This is a genomic window from Pseudomonas phoenicis (assembly GCF_047302395.1).
GTDB lineage: Bacteria > Pseudomonadota > Gammaproteobacteria > Pseudomonadales > Pseudomonadaceae > Aquipseudomonas.
The window spans coordinates 271,740-284,961 of sequence record NZ_CP154852.1 but is presented as its reverse complement, the minus strand read 5'-3'; the positions used below and the strand labels follow the sequence as shown (position 1 = coordinate 284,961).

Below are 13,222 nucleotides of genomic sequence, written 5' to 3'. Positions count from 1 at the left end.
CTCACTCCACGAACAGGCAGGCGGGTTGTTCGAGCAGGCCGCGCACGGCCTGGATGAACAAGGCGGCGTCCATGCCGTCGACCACGCGATGGTCGAACGAACTGGACAGGTTCATCATCTTGCGCACCACGATCTGACCCTCGACCACCACCGGCCGCTCGACCATGCGGTTGACGCCGACGATGGCCACTTCGGGGGTGTTGACCACCGGCGTACTGGCGATGCCGCCCAGCGCCCCGAGGCTGGTCAAGGTGATGGTCGAACCCGACAGCTCTTCACGCGTGGCTTTGTTGCCGCGCGCGGCCTGGGCCAGGCGGGTGATCTCGCGGGCGTTGTGCCATAGCCCTGCGGCTTCGGCATGGCGCAGCACCGGCACCATCAGGCCGTTGTCGCCCTGGGTGGCGATGCCCACGTGCACGGCGCCATGGCGGGTGATCAGTTGCGCTTCGTCGTCGTAGGTGGCGTTGATCTGCGGGAAGTCGCGCAGCGCCACCACCAAGGCGCGCACCAGGAACGGCAGCAGGGTCAGCTTGCCGCGCTGTTCGCCATGCTGACGATTGAGTTGCTGGCGCAGGGCTTCGAGCTGGGTGACGTCGACCTCTTCGATATAGCTGAAATGGGCCACGCGGCGCTTGGCGTCCTGCATGCGCTGGGCGATCTTGCGGCGCAGGCCGATGACCGGGATCTGCTCGCTGTCGGTGCGTGTGGCCTGGCCGGCCGACGCCGGCTCGCTGCGTTGCGGTGCCTGGAGGAAGGCGTCGAGGTCTTCGTGCAGGATGCGCCCGGCCGGGCCGCTGCCGTGCACATAACGCAGTTCGATACCGGCATCCAGCGCGCGCTTGCGCACCGCAGGGGAGGCCAGGGGTTTGTCGCCGGGCTGGCGCGGCACTACAGGCGCGGCAGGCCGGTGGGCAGAGGCTGAATGGGCAACGGCCGTGGCATCGGCTTTGGCAGGCCGTAGCGAATCGGTATCGGCAGGTGCCGCCGACGCAGGGGTGGGCGCTGCCTTGGCTTCGGGCACCGTCGGCTCGGGCCGTTGTGGGGTATCGCCTGCCGCCGGCCTGGCGGCCTGCGCCGCCGCTTCGGTATGGTTGCCGTTACCCTCGACCTCGATGCGAATCAGCTCACTGCCCACGGCCATGACTTCACCCGGCTGCCCACCCAGGGCAAGCACGGTACCGCTGACCGGCGACGGAATTTCCACTGTGGCCTTGTCGGTCATGACGTCGGCCACCACCTGGTCTTCGCCGATCACATCGCCGACCTTGACGAACCACTCGACCAGCTCGACCTGGGCGATGCCCTCGCCGATGTCCGGCATCTTGATGACGTGCGTGCCCATTCAGACCTCCATGACCTGTTTCAATGCCGCGCCCACCCGGGACGGACCGGGGAAATAGGCCCATTCCTGGGCGTGCGGGTAAGGGGTGTCCCAACCGGTGACGCGCTCGATGGGCGCCTCCAGGTGATGGAAGCAGTGCTCCTGCACGAGGGCGATCAGCTCGGCGCCGAAGCCACAGGTGCGCGTGGCTTCGTGCACCACCACACAGCGCCCGGTCTTCTTCACCGAGGCGACGATGGTGTCCAGGTCCAGCGGCCACAGGCTGCGCAGGTCGATCACTTCGGCGTCGACGCCGGTTTCCTCGGCGGCCACCTGGGCCACGTACACCGTGGTGCCATAGGTCAGCACGGTGACGTCGTTGCCCGGCCGGGTGATCACCGCCTTGTCCAGCGGCACTCGGTAATAGCCTTCGGGCACCGCGCTTTGCGGATGTTGCGACCAGGGCGTCACCGGGCGGTCGTGGTGGCCGTCGAAGGGCCCGTTGTACAGGCGCTTGGGTTCGAGAAAGATCACCGGGTCGTCGCACTCGATCGAGGCGATCAGCAGGCCCTTGGCGTCGTAGGGGTTGGACGGCATCACCGTGCGCAGGCCGCAGACCTGGGTGAAGGTCGCTTCCGGGCTCTGGCTATGGGTCTGGCCGCCGTAGATGCCACCGCCGCAGGGCATGCGCAGGGTCAACGGCGAGATGAACTCGCCGGCCGAGCGATAGCGCAGGCGGGCCATCTCCGACACGATCTGGTCGTAGGCCGGGTACACGTAGTCGGCGAACTGGATTTCCACCACCGGGCGCAGGCCATAGGCGCCCATGCCCACGGCGGTACCGACGATGCCACATTCGGAAATGGGCGCGTCGAACACCCGCGAGGTGCCGTACTTGCGTTGCAGGCCTTCGGTGCAGCGGAACACGCCGCCGAAATAGCCGACGTCCTGGCCGTAGATGACCACGTCGTCGTTGCGCCCGAGCATGACGTCCATCGCCGAGCGCAGGGCCTGGATCATGGTCATGGTGGCGGTCGCTTGTGCGGTGTCGGTGTGCATGACGCTTGTCTGGTCGTTCATCTCAGACCCCCAGTTGCTGGCGCTGACGGCGCAGGTGATCGGGCATGTCCTTGTACACGTCCTCGAACATCGAGGCGGCACTGGGGATGTGGCCGTTGGCGAGGGTGCCGTGCTGCTCGGCCTGTTTCTGTGCGGCGAGGATCTCGGCTTCCAGCTCGGCACTGACGGCGGCATGTTCCTCTTCGCTCCAGTGGCCGCTGGCGATCAGGTGCTGCTTGAGCCGGGCGATCGGGTCGCCCAAGGGGAAATGGCTCCAGTCGTCGGCAGGGCGGTACTTGGACGGATCGTCCGAAGTCGAGTGCGGGCCGGCGCGGTAGGTCACCCATTCGATCAGGCTCGGCCCCAGGCCGCGCCGGGCGCGCTCGGCGGCCCAGCGTGAAGCGGCGTAGACCGCGATGAAATCGTTGCCGTCGACGCGCAGCGAGGCGATGCCGCAGCCCACGCCACGCCCGGCGAAGGTGCTGGCTTCGCCACCGGCGATGGCCTGGAAGGTGGAAATCGCCCATTGGTTGTTGACCACGTTGAGGATCACCGGCGCGCGGTAGACGTGGGCGAAGGTCAGAGCGTTGTGGAAGTCCGACTCGGCGGTGGCGCCGTCGCCGATCCAGGCCGAAGCGATCTTGGTGTCGCCCTTGATCGCCGAGGCCATGGCCCAGCCCACGGCCTGGACGAATTGCGTGGCGAGGTTGCCGCTGATGGTGAAGAAGCCGGCTTCGCGCACCGAATACATGATGGGCAACTGGCGGCCCTTGAGCGGGTCGCGCTCGTTGGACAGCAGTTGGCAGATCATCTCCACCAGCGACACCTCGCGGGCCATGAGGATGCTCTGCTGGCGGTAGGTGGGAAAGCACATGTCGCTGCGGTCGAGCGCCAGGGCCTGGGCGCTGCCGATGGCTTCCTCGCCCAGGCTCTGCATGTAGAACGACATCTTCTTCTGCCGTTGGGCGACCACCATGCGGCTGTCGAACAGGCGCGTCTTGAGCATCGCCCGCATGCCGCGGCGCAACACCTGCGGGTCGATGTCCTCGGCCCAGGGGCCGACGGCGTTGCCCTGGCCGTCGAGCACGCGCACCAGGCCCGTACACAGGTCGGCGGTGTCGGCGGCTTCGACGTCGATGGGCGGCTTGCGCACCTGGCCAGCATCGCTCAGGTGCAGATAGGAGAAATCGGTCTGGCAGCCCGGCCGGCCGGTGGGCTCGGGCACGTGCAGGCGCAGGGGGGCGTAGTCGTTCATGCGGGTTACGCTCGCTCGGGTCATTGTTGTTGTGAGCTGAAAAGCGGGGGCGAAGGGGCGCAGTCCTGGCGTGGTGCTGTTCGGTCGAGCTGGTTGGGGCTGCGTTGCAGCCCAGCGCGACTGAAGTCGCTCCCACAACTGAACGAACAGGATTACGGTTTGGCGGGCCGATCCGTCTTGCTAATAGGGTAGAAGGCTGGCCGGAGAATATTTCTCTGATGTTCGTTGCCTTTCAGCGACGGCGGAGATAAAGATTCTGCACAACCATAAAAAACCGGTGAATTTGTCTCATGCGCAAACTCGATCGCACCGATATCGGCATTCTCAACAGCCTCCAGGAAGACGCCCGCATCACCAACGCCGATCTGGCCCGTTCGGTGAACCTCTCGCCCACGCCCTGTTTCAACCGGGTACGGGCCATGGAGGAATCGGGGGTGATCCGTCGGCAGGTGACCTTGCTGTCACCGCAAGTGCTCGGGCTGGACGTCAACGTGTTCATCCACGTGAGCCTGGAAAAGCAGGTGGAACAGTCGCTGCACGGCTTCGAGGACGCCATCGCCGAACGCGCCGAAGTGATGGAGTGCTACCTGATGACCGGCGATCCGGACTACCTGCTGCGCGTGCTGCTGCCGAGCATCCAGGCCCTGGAGCGCTTTCTCGACTATCTGACGCGGCTGCCGGGGGTGGCGAACATCCGCTCCAGCTTCGCCCTGAAGCAGGTGCGCTATAAAACCGCGCTGCCGCTGCCGGCCAATGGGCTGACCTTGCGCGAGTGAGGGGGGAGGCCAAGGAGGCGCCATCCTGACCGGCAGCTATGGGACCGGGTTCGCTCAGGCCCGCTCCTGGAGCTGCTACCGAAACGAATGTCCTGCTTGCTCTCGACTTGCCCTGGCTTCCCGGGAACTGTCGGCTCCGCTGTTCATCGAACGCTGTGCCGCTGCCCAGCCCCGCTTGCCGAGCGCTTCATGCCCCGCATCCGGCTGGTGCAGGCGCACTGCGGGCCCGACCGGCCCGACTACGACAACATCTTGACTCGCCGCGCCGCCTTGGCACCTTTTCCTGGGGCGGAGTGGGAAAGCGGGTTTAAGCTTGCCAGCTGTACTCCACCTGACCAGGGAGCCCGCCCGGGACGTATGCGCCATATCTGGAAGTCTTTCCGCTCGTTGTACTTCGCCGCGCTGATGATGTTGATCGGCTCGGGCCTGCTCAGCACCTATCTGGCGCTGCGCCTGGCGGCCGACCAGGCAGACAGCCTGTGGGCCGGTGCGCTGATGGCGGCCAACTATTTCGGCCTGGCCCTGGGCGGCAAGGTGGGCCACCGGCTCATCGCCCGGGTCGGCCACATCCGTGCCTACGCTACTTGTGCCGGTATCGTCGGCGCCGCCGTGCTCGGCCATGGCCTGACCGACTGGCTGCCGGCCTGGGTCGGGCTGCGGGTAGTGGTGGGCCTTGGCATGATGTGCCAGTACATGGTGCTGGAGAGCTGGCTCAACGAACAGGCCGACGCCAAGCAGCGCGGCGCGGTGTTCAGTTGCTACATGATCGCTTCCTACCTGGGCCTGGTGCTCGGCCAGCTGATTCTGGTGGTGCACCCGCAACTGGGCCTGGAGCTGCTGATGCTGGTCGCCATGTGCTTCGCCCTGTGCCTGGTGCCGGTGGCCATGACCCGGCGCATCCACCCGGCGCCCTTGCGCCCGGCGCCGATGGATCCGCTGTTCTTCATCAAACGTGTGCCGCAGTCGTTGTCGACCGTGCTCGGCGCCGGGCTGATCGTCGGTGCGTTCTACGGCCTGGCGCCGTTGTACGCCAGCAGCCAGGGCCTGAGCACCGAGCAAATCGGTCTGTTCATGGGTTGCTGCATCTTCGCCGGGCTGGTGGTGCAATGGCCGCTGGGCTGGCTGTCCGACCGCTACGACCGCGCCGTGCTGATCCGCAGCGTGGCGGTGGGCCTGGCGGTGGCGGCGTTGCCCTTGGCGATCTTCCCGGCGGTGCCGCTGGAGATCCTCTTCGGCATGGGTTTCTTGATCTCGTTGCTGCAGTTCGGCTTGTATCCACTGGCGGTCGCGTTCTCCAACGACCATGTGGAAAGCGAACGCCGCGTGTCGCTGACGGCCATGTTGCTGGTGACCTACGGCGTCGGCGCCAGCATCGGGCCGTTGGCCGCAGGCGTGCTGATCAAGCTGTTCGGGACGCAGATGCTCTATGCCTTCTTCGCCTTCTTCGCTCTGGTGCTAGTGTGGCGCATTCGGCCGCAAGCGGTCACCGGGTTGCATCAGGTCGAAGATGCGCCGCTCAGCCACGTGGCGATGCCGGCCACCAGTTCGCCGCTGTCGGCGGCGCTCGACCCGCGGGTCGACGAACAGACGGTGCAGGATGTGATGCAGGCGCCGGTGGCGGCGGAGGATACCGAGGAGGAAGAGGTTGCAGAGCAGGCGCAGGAAGCGCAGGGCGTGGAGGAAGAAGTCGCTGGTAAACCCTGAAGGGAGAGATAAAGAGGCTTGCAGGGAACGACTGAGCCTGGGGCACGGGTGAGTCGGCGGCTCGCTTCAAGGTGCGCGTACGCCCCAGGAGTGCACTGATCTGTGGGAGCGGCTTGAGCCGCGATGGCCGGCACCGCCGGCCCAATGACCACCATACCCATCGACAGACAGAGCATGGCGTCTGACCCGGGGCAGCGTTACCGCCCGTTGCGGCTCCAACCTAGGCACCGCATCAATCTTGGGTAATTTGGGTCAGCGCCATTGGGCCGGCGTTGCCGGCCATCGCGACTGAAGTCGCTCCTACAGTGAAGGTGGCGTTGCCGGCCATCGCGACTGGAGTCGCTCCAACGTGAAGGTGGCGTTGCTGGTCACCGCGACTGGAGTCGCTCCGACAGGTGAATGCATTGCCGAGAGCACGCGTTCTCTGTTGGAGCGGCTTAAGCCGCGATGGGCGGCGAAGCCGCGCTAATTGAAGGCGGAACCTGACACTGGCAATACCGCAATTTCAGCCTTGGGACAGCGTTGCCGGCCATCGCGACTGATCGGAGCGCCGAACCGGCCGCCCCAACAGGGGAGGCGGCGCTGCGCCTGTCCAGGCAGCGCCCTCTGCGAACCGGACTCAGTAGTCGTCTTTGTCGAACCGCCGCGCCTCGCGCTGCAGTTGGTACACGAAACTCTCCACCCGGCGCTGGCCCTGGCCGCTGAGGTTGTGGAAGCGCACGCCGGCAAAGGTGGTGTTGATGCGCTCTTCGAAATGCAGATGGCGCAGTTCCACCATCGTCTCGCTCAAGCCCAGCGGAGCGCCGGCTTTCATGCGCTCGTACACCTGACCGAGCTGCAGACGGCTTTCCACATCGCCCTCGAAGCGCAGCTTGCAGCCGGTGGCGGAAATGTCCAGCAGCTTGCCGCGCAGCGGTCCTTCGCCACGCAGGTGCCTGCCATCGAGCACGACATCCACCAGCTGCGACAGCTTCAACGCGGCGCGGAAGGCGTTGCGGCGCTGGTGGTAGGTGATTTCGCTAGGCAGGGGCCCACGGTAGCAACGGTGGCCGTCGATCTCGGTGATGGTCAGAGGGTGGTTGCACTCCCAGGCCACACGCACGCCGTCATGGAAGCCCTCGACGCGGAACGGCTCGCCGTTCTCGATGTAGCGCTCGCCGTCGCGGGGCATCAACTCGTCGAGCGCCAGCACATCGCTGTCCTTGTCGACGTGCACCACATAGCTCTGGAAGCGCTGGTCGCGCTCCGGAAAGGTGATGATCAGCGGGTCGTGGCTATCGAGCAGTTGGCGCAGGTTGGCGTTGATCTCCAAAGGGGTGGCCAGCACTTTGGGCGGCTGTGGAGCATCGGCGTCATTGAACACGGGTTAACAATCTCCAGGCAAAAAGCGTCACATCCAGGTCGCGGCATTTTGCCAGTATGGAGGGCAGCTTGATAGAGGGCTGATCACACCTGGCTGAGCGGCCGGCGTCGGGCCATGGGCGAGGTACCGCCGCGGCTGTCGTACAGGGAAGGCGAGTCGCCGCCCATGAGGATGCGCACTTGATTGCTGGTGATGTGCTGCTGCACCTGGATGATCCGGCCATTGGTCTGGTTGACCTCCTGGCAGGCATCGAGCAGTTCGCCGAGCAGATCCAGACGTTGCAGCATCGCTTCGCCTTGGGCCGATTGTGCGGCCAACGCTTGTACGCCCTGGCGATCGGCCGACAGACCCAGCTCGGCGAGCAGTTGCGTGCGACGGCGGCCATGCTGTTCGAGCAGCACGATCAGCGACTGCTTGCGTGCCAGGATCGTCTCCAGCACGGCCATGTCGCGCCCATGCAAGGCTACGGCCTCGCCCCGCAACAGTTCGAGCAGTTCCTGGGCGGGGGCGATGTCGTCTTCGATGAGGTGCAGCATGGTGGTGTCGTGCATGGCTGGGCCCTGTATGAAATCGGTCTCGCTCGAATCTGCTGCATGCGCGTGCGGCACCGTCGGCTCTGCTTGTGCCGGTGATGCGTTCGCGTCGCCGCATGCCCAAGCCGTCGAACGCAGCTCAGGCCAAGTGAAGCACAGGCCGTGCCCTTCGAGTCAGCGGAGTGGACTCAACGCTGGTTCTCGAGATCGAGCATTTTGCTGGCGACACGGCCCGCATCGACCTGGTAGCTGCCATCGGCGATGGACTGCTTGAGCTGCGCTACCCGCGCGCTGTCCACGACGGGCTGGTCGCGCAGCTTGTCGGTAATGGTCTTCAACTGCTGCGCCTCCTGGCTGAGATGGACCGCTTCGCCGCTGGCGCTGCTGGTCTTGGCCTGGCCGGCGACCGCTGGTTTTTCGGCAGGGCCGGTGGCGGCGCTACTGCGGGTTCCACCGGCCACGGCCGGCGGATTGTTCAAACGATTGAAATCAATGACCATGATCGAAAACCTCTGGGGATATGGACGCTTGCCTTGTTTTCGGCCACCCCTGGAAAAACTTTAGGCACCCGTGCACGGCCGCCCATCGGCGGACCCACGGTGTGCGGTGCCGCACAGTTTAAGAAAGGCCCCAGGCCAGCGCCAGCCTATTGGCCTCGACCTCGTCCCCATCGGTCCGATAGCGCCTTCACGCCGCCACTCACATCGCCACTTCGACCTGCCCCGGCGCCGTCACCCGCGCCTTGATCACCCGTTTGGAATTGAGGTTGCGCACGCGGATCTGTTCGGCCAGGCCGCCCTTGCTCAAGGCTTCGCCTGGCATGCGCACGCTCAAGGTGCCGCTGCGTGCGATGATCACCACGTGGTCGCCTTTGCGGATCAGCTCGGCCTGTTCCAGATGCTGCGGCGTCAATACCTGGTCGAGCACGGTGGGCCGCAGCAGTTTCATGCCCACCACCTGGTCCAGCTCGGTGATGAAGCCCTGGCCGAGGCCGCCGACATCGCGCTCGCGCAAGGCGACGTCACCTTCGCCTACAACGCTTTCGCGCTTGAGCGGGCGTACCATCACCACCACGTCGCGGAACAGCTTGACCGTGGCCGGCACGAACACCGTCCATGGGCCACTGCCGGCGCAGCTCACGCGCACGGTGACGCGACCCATGGGGGTTGCCGGGCTTTCCAGCGACGCGTCCAACGCCTGGCTGCATTCGGGCATGCGCAAGCGCGGGTCGAGCGGGTTCACCGCGACCTCGTAGCGTCCGGGGGTTTGCGTGGTCGCAAGATAATCCTCGACCTTGAACTCAAGAAAACCCTGCGTCACGCCGATAAGTTGTTCAGGCGAGGTAAACGCCTGCGCCAGCACCCTGGCGCCGGGTGCCCACAGGCACAGAGCCGCCAGCAAGGTGCTCAGCAGTTGCGTCAGTCGTCGGAAATTTGTCGTTTTCATAGGCATGACGCTCAAAAAAGCAAAGCCCGTGCCGACTTGGTATCAGGGCATCAGGTGTGAAGGAGTCGGGCATGGCGGGTGTAATGGATTCGGTCAACCAGCGTACGCAGCTGGTTGGGCAGAATCGTCTCGAGCTGCTGCTGTTTCGCCTCAACGGCGCACAGCTTTACGGGATCAACGTGTTCAAGGTGCGCGAGGTGCTGCAATGCCCGCCTTTGACGCTGTTGCCCAAATCGCATCCGGTGGTGCGTGGCGTTGCCAACATCCGCGGCGCCACCATCCCCATCCTTGACCTGTCGATGGCCACGGGCCTGCCGGGTCTGCAAGAAGAGCTGTGCAACAGCTTCGTGATCATCACCGAGTACAACACCAAGACCCAGGGCTTCCTCGTGCATTCGGTGGAACGCATCGTCAACATGAACTGGGAAGAGATCCATCCGCCACCCCGCGGTACCGGTCGCGACCATTACCTGACCGCCGTGACCCGGGTGGACAACAAGATGGTCGAGATCATCGACGTGGAAAAGGTGCTGGCCGAAGTGGCGCCGACGTCCGAAGCGGTGTCGGAAGGCGTGATCGACGCCGACGTGCAGGACAAGGCCGTGATGCTGCGGGTGCTCACCGTCGACGATTCGTCGGTGGCGCGCAAGCAGGTCAGCCGCTGCCTGCAGACGGTGGGCGTGGAAGTGATCGCGCTCAACGACGGCCGCCAGGCGCTGGACTACCTGCACAAGATGCTCGACGAGGGCAAGCATCCGGAAGAGGAATTCCTGATGATGATCTCCGACATCGAAATGCCGGAAATGGACGGCTATACGCTGACCGCCGCCATCCGCAGCGATCCGCGCATGCAAAAACTGCACATCGTCCTGCATACTTCGCTATCCGGCGTGTTCAACCAGGCGATGGTGAAGAAGGTCGGTGCGGACGATTTCCTCGCCAAGTTCAGGCCCGACGACCTCGCCCAGCGGGTCGTCGACCGGATCAAGGCGACGCACTGAAACGGCTGGGGGCCTGGCCCCCGGCGTCAAAGATTGAGAATGAGGCGGCGACAGTGTCTACGGCTACTACCGATTTCGAGCAATTCAGGGTTTTCCTGGAAAAAGCCTGTGGCATCTTGTTGGGCGACAACAAGCAATACCTGGTCTCCAGCCGCCTCAACAAACTGATGGAGCAGCAGGGCATCAAGTCGCTCAGCGAGTTGGTGCAACGCATCCAGACCCAACCGCGCAGCGGCTTGCGCGAGCAGGTGGTCGACGCCATGACCACCAACGAAACCCTGTGGTTTCGCGACACCTATCCCTTCGAGGTGATGAAGAACCGGGTCATCCCCGAGTTCATCAAGAACAATCCCGGCCAACGCCTGCGCATCTGGTCGGCGGCCTGTTCGTCGGGGCAGGAGCCGTACTCGCTGTCGATGACCCTCGATGAGTTCGAGCGCAGCAACCTCGGCCAGTTGAAGATGGGCGCGCAGATCGTCGCCACCGACCTCTCCAGCCTGATGCTCAACAACTGTCGCACCGGCGAGTACGACAGCCTGGCGATCGCCCGCGGTTTGTCGCCCGAGCGTTTGCAGCGCTATTTCGACAGCAAGGGGGCAGGGCGCTATGCGGTCAAGCCGGCGATCCGCAGCCGTGTGGAGTTCCGCTCGTTCAACTTGCTCGACAGCTATGCGGCGCTGGGCAAGTTCGACGTGGTGTTCTGCCGCAACGTGCTGATCTACTTCTCCGCCCAGGTGAAGAAGGACATCCTCATGCGTATCCACAGCACCTTGAAGCCGGGCGGCTATCTGTTCCTCGGCGCTTCGGAAGCGCTCAACGGCCTGCCGGACCATTACCAGATGGTGCAGTGCAGCCCAGGCATCATCTACCAGGCCAAGTAGCCTACGCTTCATGACCCCAAGGCCAGCGTCCCGTACGCTGGCCTTTGCGTTTGTGCGCATTTAACCGTCAGCACGCCGGCGCATCGGCGCCCGTCAAAAAATTGATTTTCCCGCTGCGATCCTCCCCGATTTGCCGCTGTTTGCCGCCAAGCCGGCAGCGCTTTGCCGCTTTCACTTCCAGCGGTTTGCCCGCTTCTGGCATCGAACCCAGGTGCTTCAAGGCTTTTGCCGATCTGGCACAACCCTTGCTATCTCAGCCTCAAACGATCTTCGGTCAACCCGCGCAGGTTCCAGACATGAGCATCAACTTCGACAAAGCGCTCGGCATCCACCAGCAGGCGATGAATTTCCGTGCCCAGCGCGCCGAGGTGCTGGCCAACAACATCACCAACGCCGACACCCCCAACTACAAGGCGCGCGACCTGGACTTCTCCTCGGTGCTGGCGGCCGAGGCCAACAAGCAGAACAGCGGCGGCATTGCCCTGAACCGCACCAACGGCCGCCACATTGAGGCCGAAGGCCTGGCCAGCGCCGACGATTCGCTCAAATACCGGATTCCGACCCAGCCGTCGATCGACCAGAACACCGTCGACGCTCAGGTCGAGCAATCCAACTACGCGCAGAACGCCCTCGACTTCCAGGCCAGCTTCACCCTGCTCAACAACAAATTCAAAGGGCTGGTGTCGGCCCTGCGCGGAGAGTGACCATGTCCCTTGCCAACGTCTTCAACATCGCCGGTAGCGGCATGAGCGCGCAGAACACGCGCCTCAACACCGTGGCTTCGAACATCGCCAACGCCGAAACCGTATCCTCGAGCATCGACCAGACCTACCGCGCGCGCCATCCGGTGTTCGCCACCACCTTCGAGCAGGCGCAAAGCGGCGCCGGGCAATCCTTGTTCGAAGACCAGGGCCAGGCCGGGCAGGGCGTGCAGGTCAGCGGCATTGTCGAAGACCAGAGCGAGTTGCAGGCCCGCTACGAGCCCAACCACCCGGCGGCGAACAAGGACGGCTACGTCTACTACCCCAACGTCAACGTGGTGCAGGAGATGGCCGACATGATTTCGGCCAGCCGCTCGTTCCAAACCAACGCCGAGTTGATGAACACGGCCAAGACCATGATGCAGAAAGTGCTGACGCTGGGTCAGTAATCGGGATATCGACATGACAACCACGACCGCCGCTACCGGCTCGGCTTACCTGACATCGCTGCAAAAGAGCACCGACAGCACCAACAGCAGCACCGGCGCTGCCGGCAGCGCGCTGGGCAAGGACGCGTTCCTCAAGCTGCTGGCCACGCAGATGCAGAACCAGAACCCGCTCGATCCGCAGGAGAACGGCGAGTTCGTGGCGCAGCTGGCGCAGTTCAGCAGCCTGGAGGGCATGCAGACGCTCAACAGCTCCGTGAACAGCATTCTCCAGGGCTTCCAGTCGTCCACCGCTTTGCAGGCCTCCTCTTTGGTGGGGCGCAACGTGGTGGTGCAGACCGACAAGGCCAGCGTCGAGGCCGGCCAGTCGCTGACCGGCTCGGTCAACGTCACCGGCTCCAGCACCTCGGTGAAGGTCGACGTCTACAACGACAAGGGCGATGTGGTACGCAGCATCGACCTGGGCAGCAAGGCCAGCGGCCTGGCCGACTTCACCTGGGACGGTCTGGACGATGCCGGCCAGGCCGTGGCGTCGGGTGTGTACAGCTTCAAGGCCACCGCCGACATCAAGGGCACGGCCACGGCCATGACCACCAACTTGCCGGCCAAGGTCAACAGCGTCACCACGGGTGTGAACGGCAGCGAAATGATGTTGAACCTGGCAGGGATGGGCAGCGTTGCCCTGTCGAAAGTACAAATGATCGGAATCTGAGGGCCGACCCCGTCGGCAGGAGTG

General features: G+C 64.5%; 15 protein-coding genes. 7 read left to right on the top strand and 8 right to left on the bottom strand.

Features of this window, described 5'->3' with window-relative positions; genetic code table 11:
• Position 1: 1 nt before the first annotated feature.
• The 3 genes from AA0Z93_RS01440 to AA0Z93_RS01430 are packed head-to-tail and all read right to left on the bottom strand — an operon-like array spanning position 2 to position 3,635.
• Positions 2–1,342, bottom strand: a complete 1,341-nt coding sequence (locus AA0Z93_RS01440) for a dihydrolipoamide acetyltransferase family protein (RefSeq protein ID WP_413046714.1) — start codon at positions 1,340–1,342, stop codon at positions 2–4.
• A complete protein-coding gene (locus AA0Z93_RS01435; RefSeq protein ID WP_413048371.1) occupies positions 1,343–2,380 on the bottom strand; it encodes an alpha-ketoacid dehydrogenase subunit beta in 1,038 nt (345 codons plus the stop codon).
• Between the two features lie 22 nt (positions 2,381–2,402).
• Complete coding sequence (locus tag AA0Z93_RS01430) at positions 2,403–3,635, bottom strand: 3-methyl-2-oxobutanoate dehydrogenase (2-methylpropanoyl-transferring) subunit alpha (protein WP_413046715.1); 1,233 nt, start codon at positions 3,633–3,635, stop codon at positions 2,403–2,405.
• A 290-nt stretch (positions 3,636–3,925) separates the two neighbouring features.
• Here AA0Z93_RS01430 and bkdR point away from each other — a divergent pair, with 290 nt between their 5' ends.
• Both bkdR and AA0Z93_RS01420 read left to right on the top strand, forming a co-directional pair.
• Complete coding sequence (gene bkdR / locus AA0Z93_RS01425; RefSeq protein ID WP_413046716.1) at positions 3,926–4,411, top strand: Bkd operon transcriptional regulator BkdR; 486 nt, start codon at positions 3,926–3,928, stop codon at positions 4,409–4,411.
• A gap of 357 nt (positions 4,412–4,768) precedes the next feature.
• Positions 4,769–6,115, top strand: a complete 1,347-nt coding sequence (locus tag AA0Z93_RS01420) for an MFS transporter (protein WP_413046717.1) — start codon at positions 4,769–4,771, stop codon at positions 6,113–6,115.
• Positions 6,116–6,734: 619 nt separating this feature from the next.
• Here AA0Z93_RS01420 and AA0Z93_RS01415 read toward each other — a convergent pair.
• The 4 genes from AA0Z93_RS01415 to flgA all read right to left on the bottom strand — a co-directional run bounded on the left by AA0Z93_RS01415 (position 6,735) and on the right by flgA (position 9,463).
• Positions 6,735–7,478, bottom strand: coding sequence for a flagellar brake protein (locus tag AA0Z93_RS01415; RefSeq protein WP_413046718.1), 744 nt, complete (start codon positions 7,476–7,478; stop codon positions 6,735–6,737).
• Between the two features lie 83 nt (positions 7,479–7,561).
• Positions 7,562–8,029: a flagella synthesis protein FlgN gene (locus AA0Z93_RS01410; protein WP_413046719.1), complete on the bottom strand. Its 468-nt coding sequence runs from the start codon at positions 8,027–8,029 to the stop codon at positions 7,562–7,564.
• 170 nt (positions 8,030–8,199) lie between these two features.
• A complete protein-coding gene (gene flgM, locus AA0Z93_RS01405; protein WP_413046720.1) occupies positions 8,200–8,511 on the bottom strand; it encodes a flagellar biosynthesis anti-sigma factor FlgM in 312 nt (103 codons plus the stop codon).
• A gap of 199 nt (positions 8,512–8,710) precedes the next feature.
• On the bottom strand, positions 8,711–9,463 hold the full coding sequence (gene flgA, locus AA0Z93_RS01400; RefSeq protein WP_413046721.1) for a flagellar basal body P-ring formation chaperone FlgA: 753 nt from the start codon (positions 9,461–9,463) through the stop codon (positions 8,711–8,713).
• 65 nt (positions 9,464–9,528) lie between these two features.
• On the opposite strand from flgA, the gene AA0Z93_RS01395 reads away from it, so the two are divergent.
• Complete coding sequence (locus AA0Z93_RS01395; protein ID WP_413046722.1) at positions 9,529–10,458, top strand: chemotaxis protein CheV; 930 nt, start codon at positions 9,529–9,531, stop codon at positions 10,456–10,458.
• A 53-nt stretch (positions 10,459–10,511) separates the two neighbouring features.
• On the top strand, positions 10,512–11,339 hold the full coding sequence (cheR, locus tag AA0Z93_RS01390; protein WP_413046723.1) for a protein-glutamate O-methyltransferase CheR: 828 nt from the start codon (positions 10,512–10,514) through the stop codon (positions 11,337–11,339).
• A 67-nt stretch (positions 11,340–11,406) separates the two neighbouring features.
• Here the strand turns inward: cheR and AA0Z93_RS01385 are convergent, their stop codons facing one another.
• The gene (locus tag AA0Z93_RS01385) at positions 11,407–11,559 is read right to left on the bottom strand and encodes a hypothetical protein (RefSeq protein ID WP_413046725.1); all 153 of its coding nucleotides are present in this window, start codon (positions 11,557–11,559) and stop codon (positions 11,407–11,409) included.
• A gap of 76 nt (positions 11,560–11,635) precedes the next feature.
• Here AA0Z93_RS01385 and flgB point away from each other — a divergent pair, with 76 nt between their 5' ends.
• From flgB to AA0Z93_RS01370, 3 genes are read left to right on the top strand one after another with little or no spacing between them, the layout of a single operon-like run.
• Complete coding sequence (gene flgB / locus AA0Z93_RS01380) at positions 11,636–12,043, top strand: flagellar basal body rod protein FlgB (RefSeq protein WP_413046726.1); 408 nt, start codon at positions 11,636–11,638, stop codon at positions 12,041–12,043.
• A gap of 2 nt (positions 12,044–12,045) precedes the next feature.
• The gene (gene flgC / locus AA0Z93_RS01375; protein ID WP_296264351.1) at positions 12,046–12,489 is read left to right on the top strand and encodes a flagellar basal body rod protein FlgC; all 444 of its coding nucleotides are present in this window, start codon (positions 12,046–12,048) and stop codon (positions 12,487–12,489) included.
• A 13-nt stretch (positions 12,490–12,502) separates the two neighbouring features.
• Positions 12,503–13,198 carry a flagellar hook assembly protein FlgD gene (locus AA0Z93_RS01370; RefSeq protein ID WP_413046727.1) on the top strand — a complete coding sequence of 232 codons (696 nt, stop codon included), beginning with the start codon at positions 12,503–12,505 and terminating at the stop codon, positions 13,196–13,198.
• Positions 13,199–13,222: the final 24 nt, after the last annotated feature.

What these genes read in the sequence shown, in the direction of transcription:
- AA0Z93_RS01440 (WP_413046714.1), bottom strand. Translation starts at nt 1,342, where the DNA reads ATGGGCACGCACGTCATCAAGATGCCGGACATCGGCGAGGGCATCGCC.
- AA0Z93_RS01435 (WP_413048371.1), bottom strand. Translation starts at nt 2,380, where the DNA reads ATGCACACCGACACCGCACAAGCGACCGCCACCATGACCATGATCCAG.
- AA0Z93_RS01430 (WP_413046715.1), bottom strand. Translation starts at nt 3,635, where the DNA reads ATGAACGACTACGCCCCCCTGCGCCTGCACGTGCCCGAGCCCACCGGC.
- bkdR (WP_413046716.1), top strand. Translation starts at nt 3,926, where the DNA reads ATGCGCAAACTCGATCGCACCGATATCGGCATTCTCAACAGCCTCCAG.
- AA0Z93_RS01420 (WP_413046717.1), top strand. Translation starts at nt 4,769, where the DNA reads ATGCGCCATATCTGGAAGTCTTTCCGCTCGTTGTACTTCGCCGCGCTG.
- AA0Z93_RS01410 (WP_413046719.1), bottom strand. Translation starts at nt 8,029, where the DNA reads ATGCACGACACCACCATGCTGCACCTCATCGAAGACGACATCGCCCCC.
- flgM (WP_413046720.1), bottom strand. Translation starts at nt 8,511, where the DNA reads ATGGTCATTGATTTCAATCGTTTGAACAATCCGCCGGCCGTGGCCGGT.
- flgA (WP_413046721.1), bottom strand. Translation starts at nt 9,463, where the DNA reads ATGCCTATGAAAACGACAAATTTCCGACGACTGACGCAACTGCTGAGC.
- AA0Z93_RS01395 (WP_413046722.1), top strand. Translation starts at nt 9,529, where the DNA reads ATGGCGGGTGTAATGGATTCGGTCAACCAGCGTACGCAGCTGGTTGGG.
- flgB (WP_413046726.1), top strand. Translation starts at nt 11,636, where the DNA reads ATGAGCATCAACTTCGACAAAGCGCTCGGCATCCACCAGCAGGCGATG.
- flgC (WP_296264351.1), top strand. Translation starts at nt 12,046, where the DNA reads ATGTCCCTTGCCAACGTCTTCAACATCGCCGGTAGCGGCATGAGCGCG.
- AA0Z93_RS01370 (WP_413046727.1), top strand. Translation starts at nt 12,503, where the DNA reads ATGACAACCACGACCGCCGCTACCGGCTCGGCTTACCTGACATCGCTG.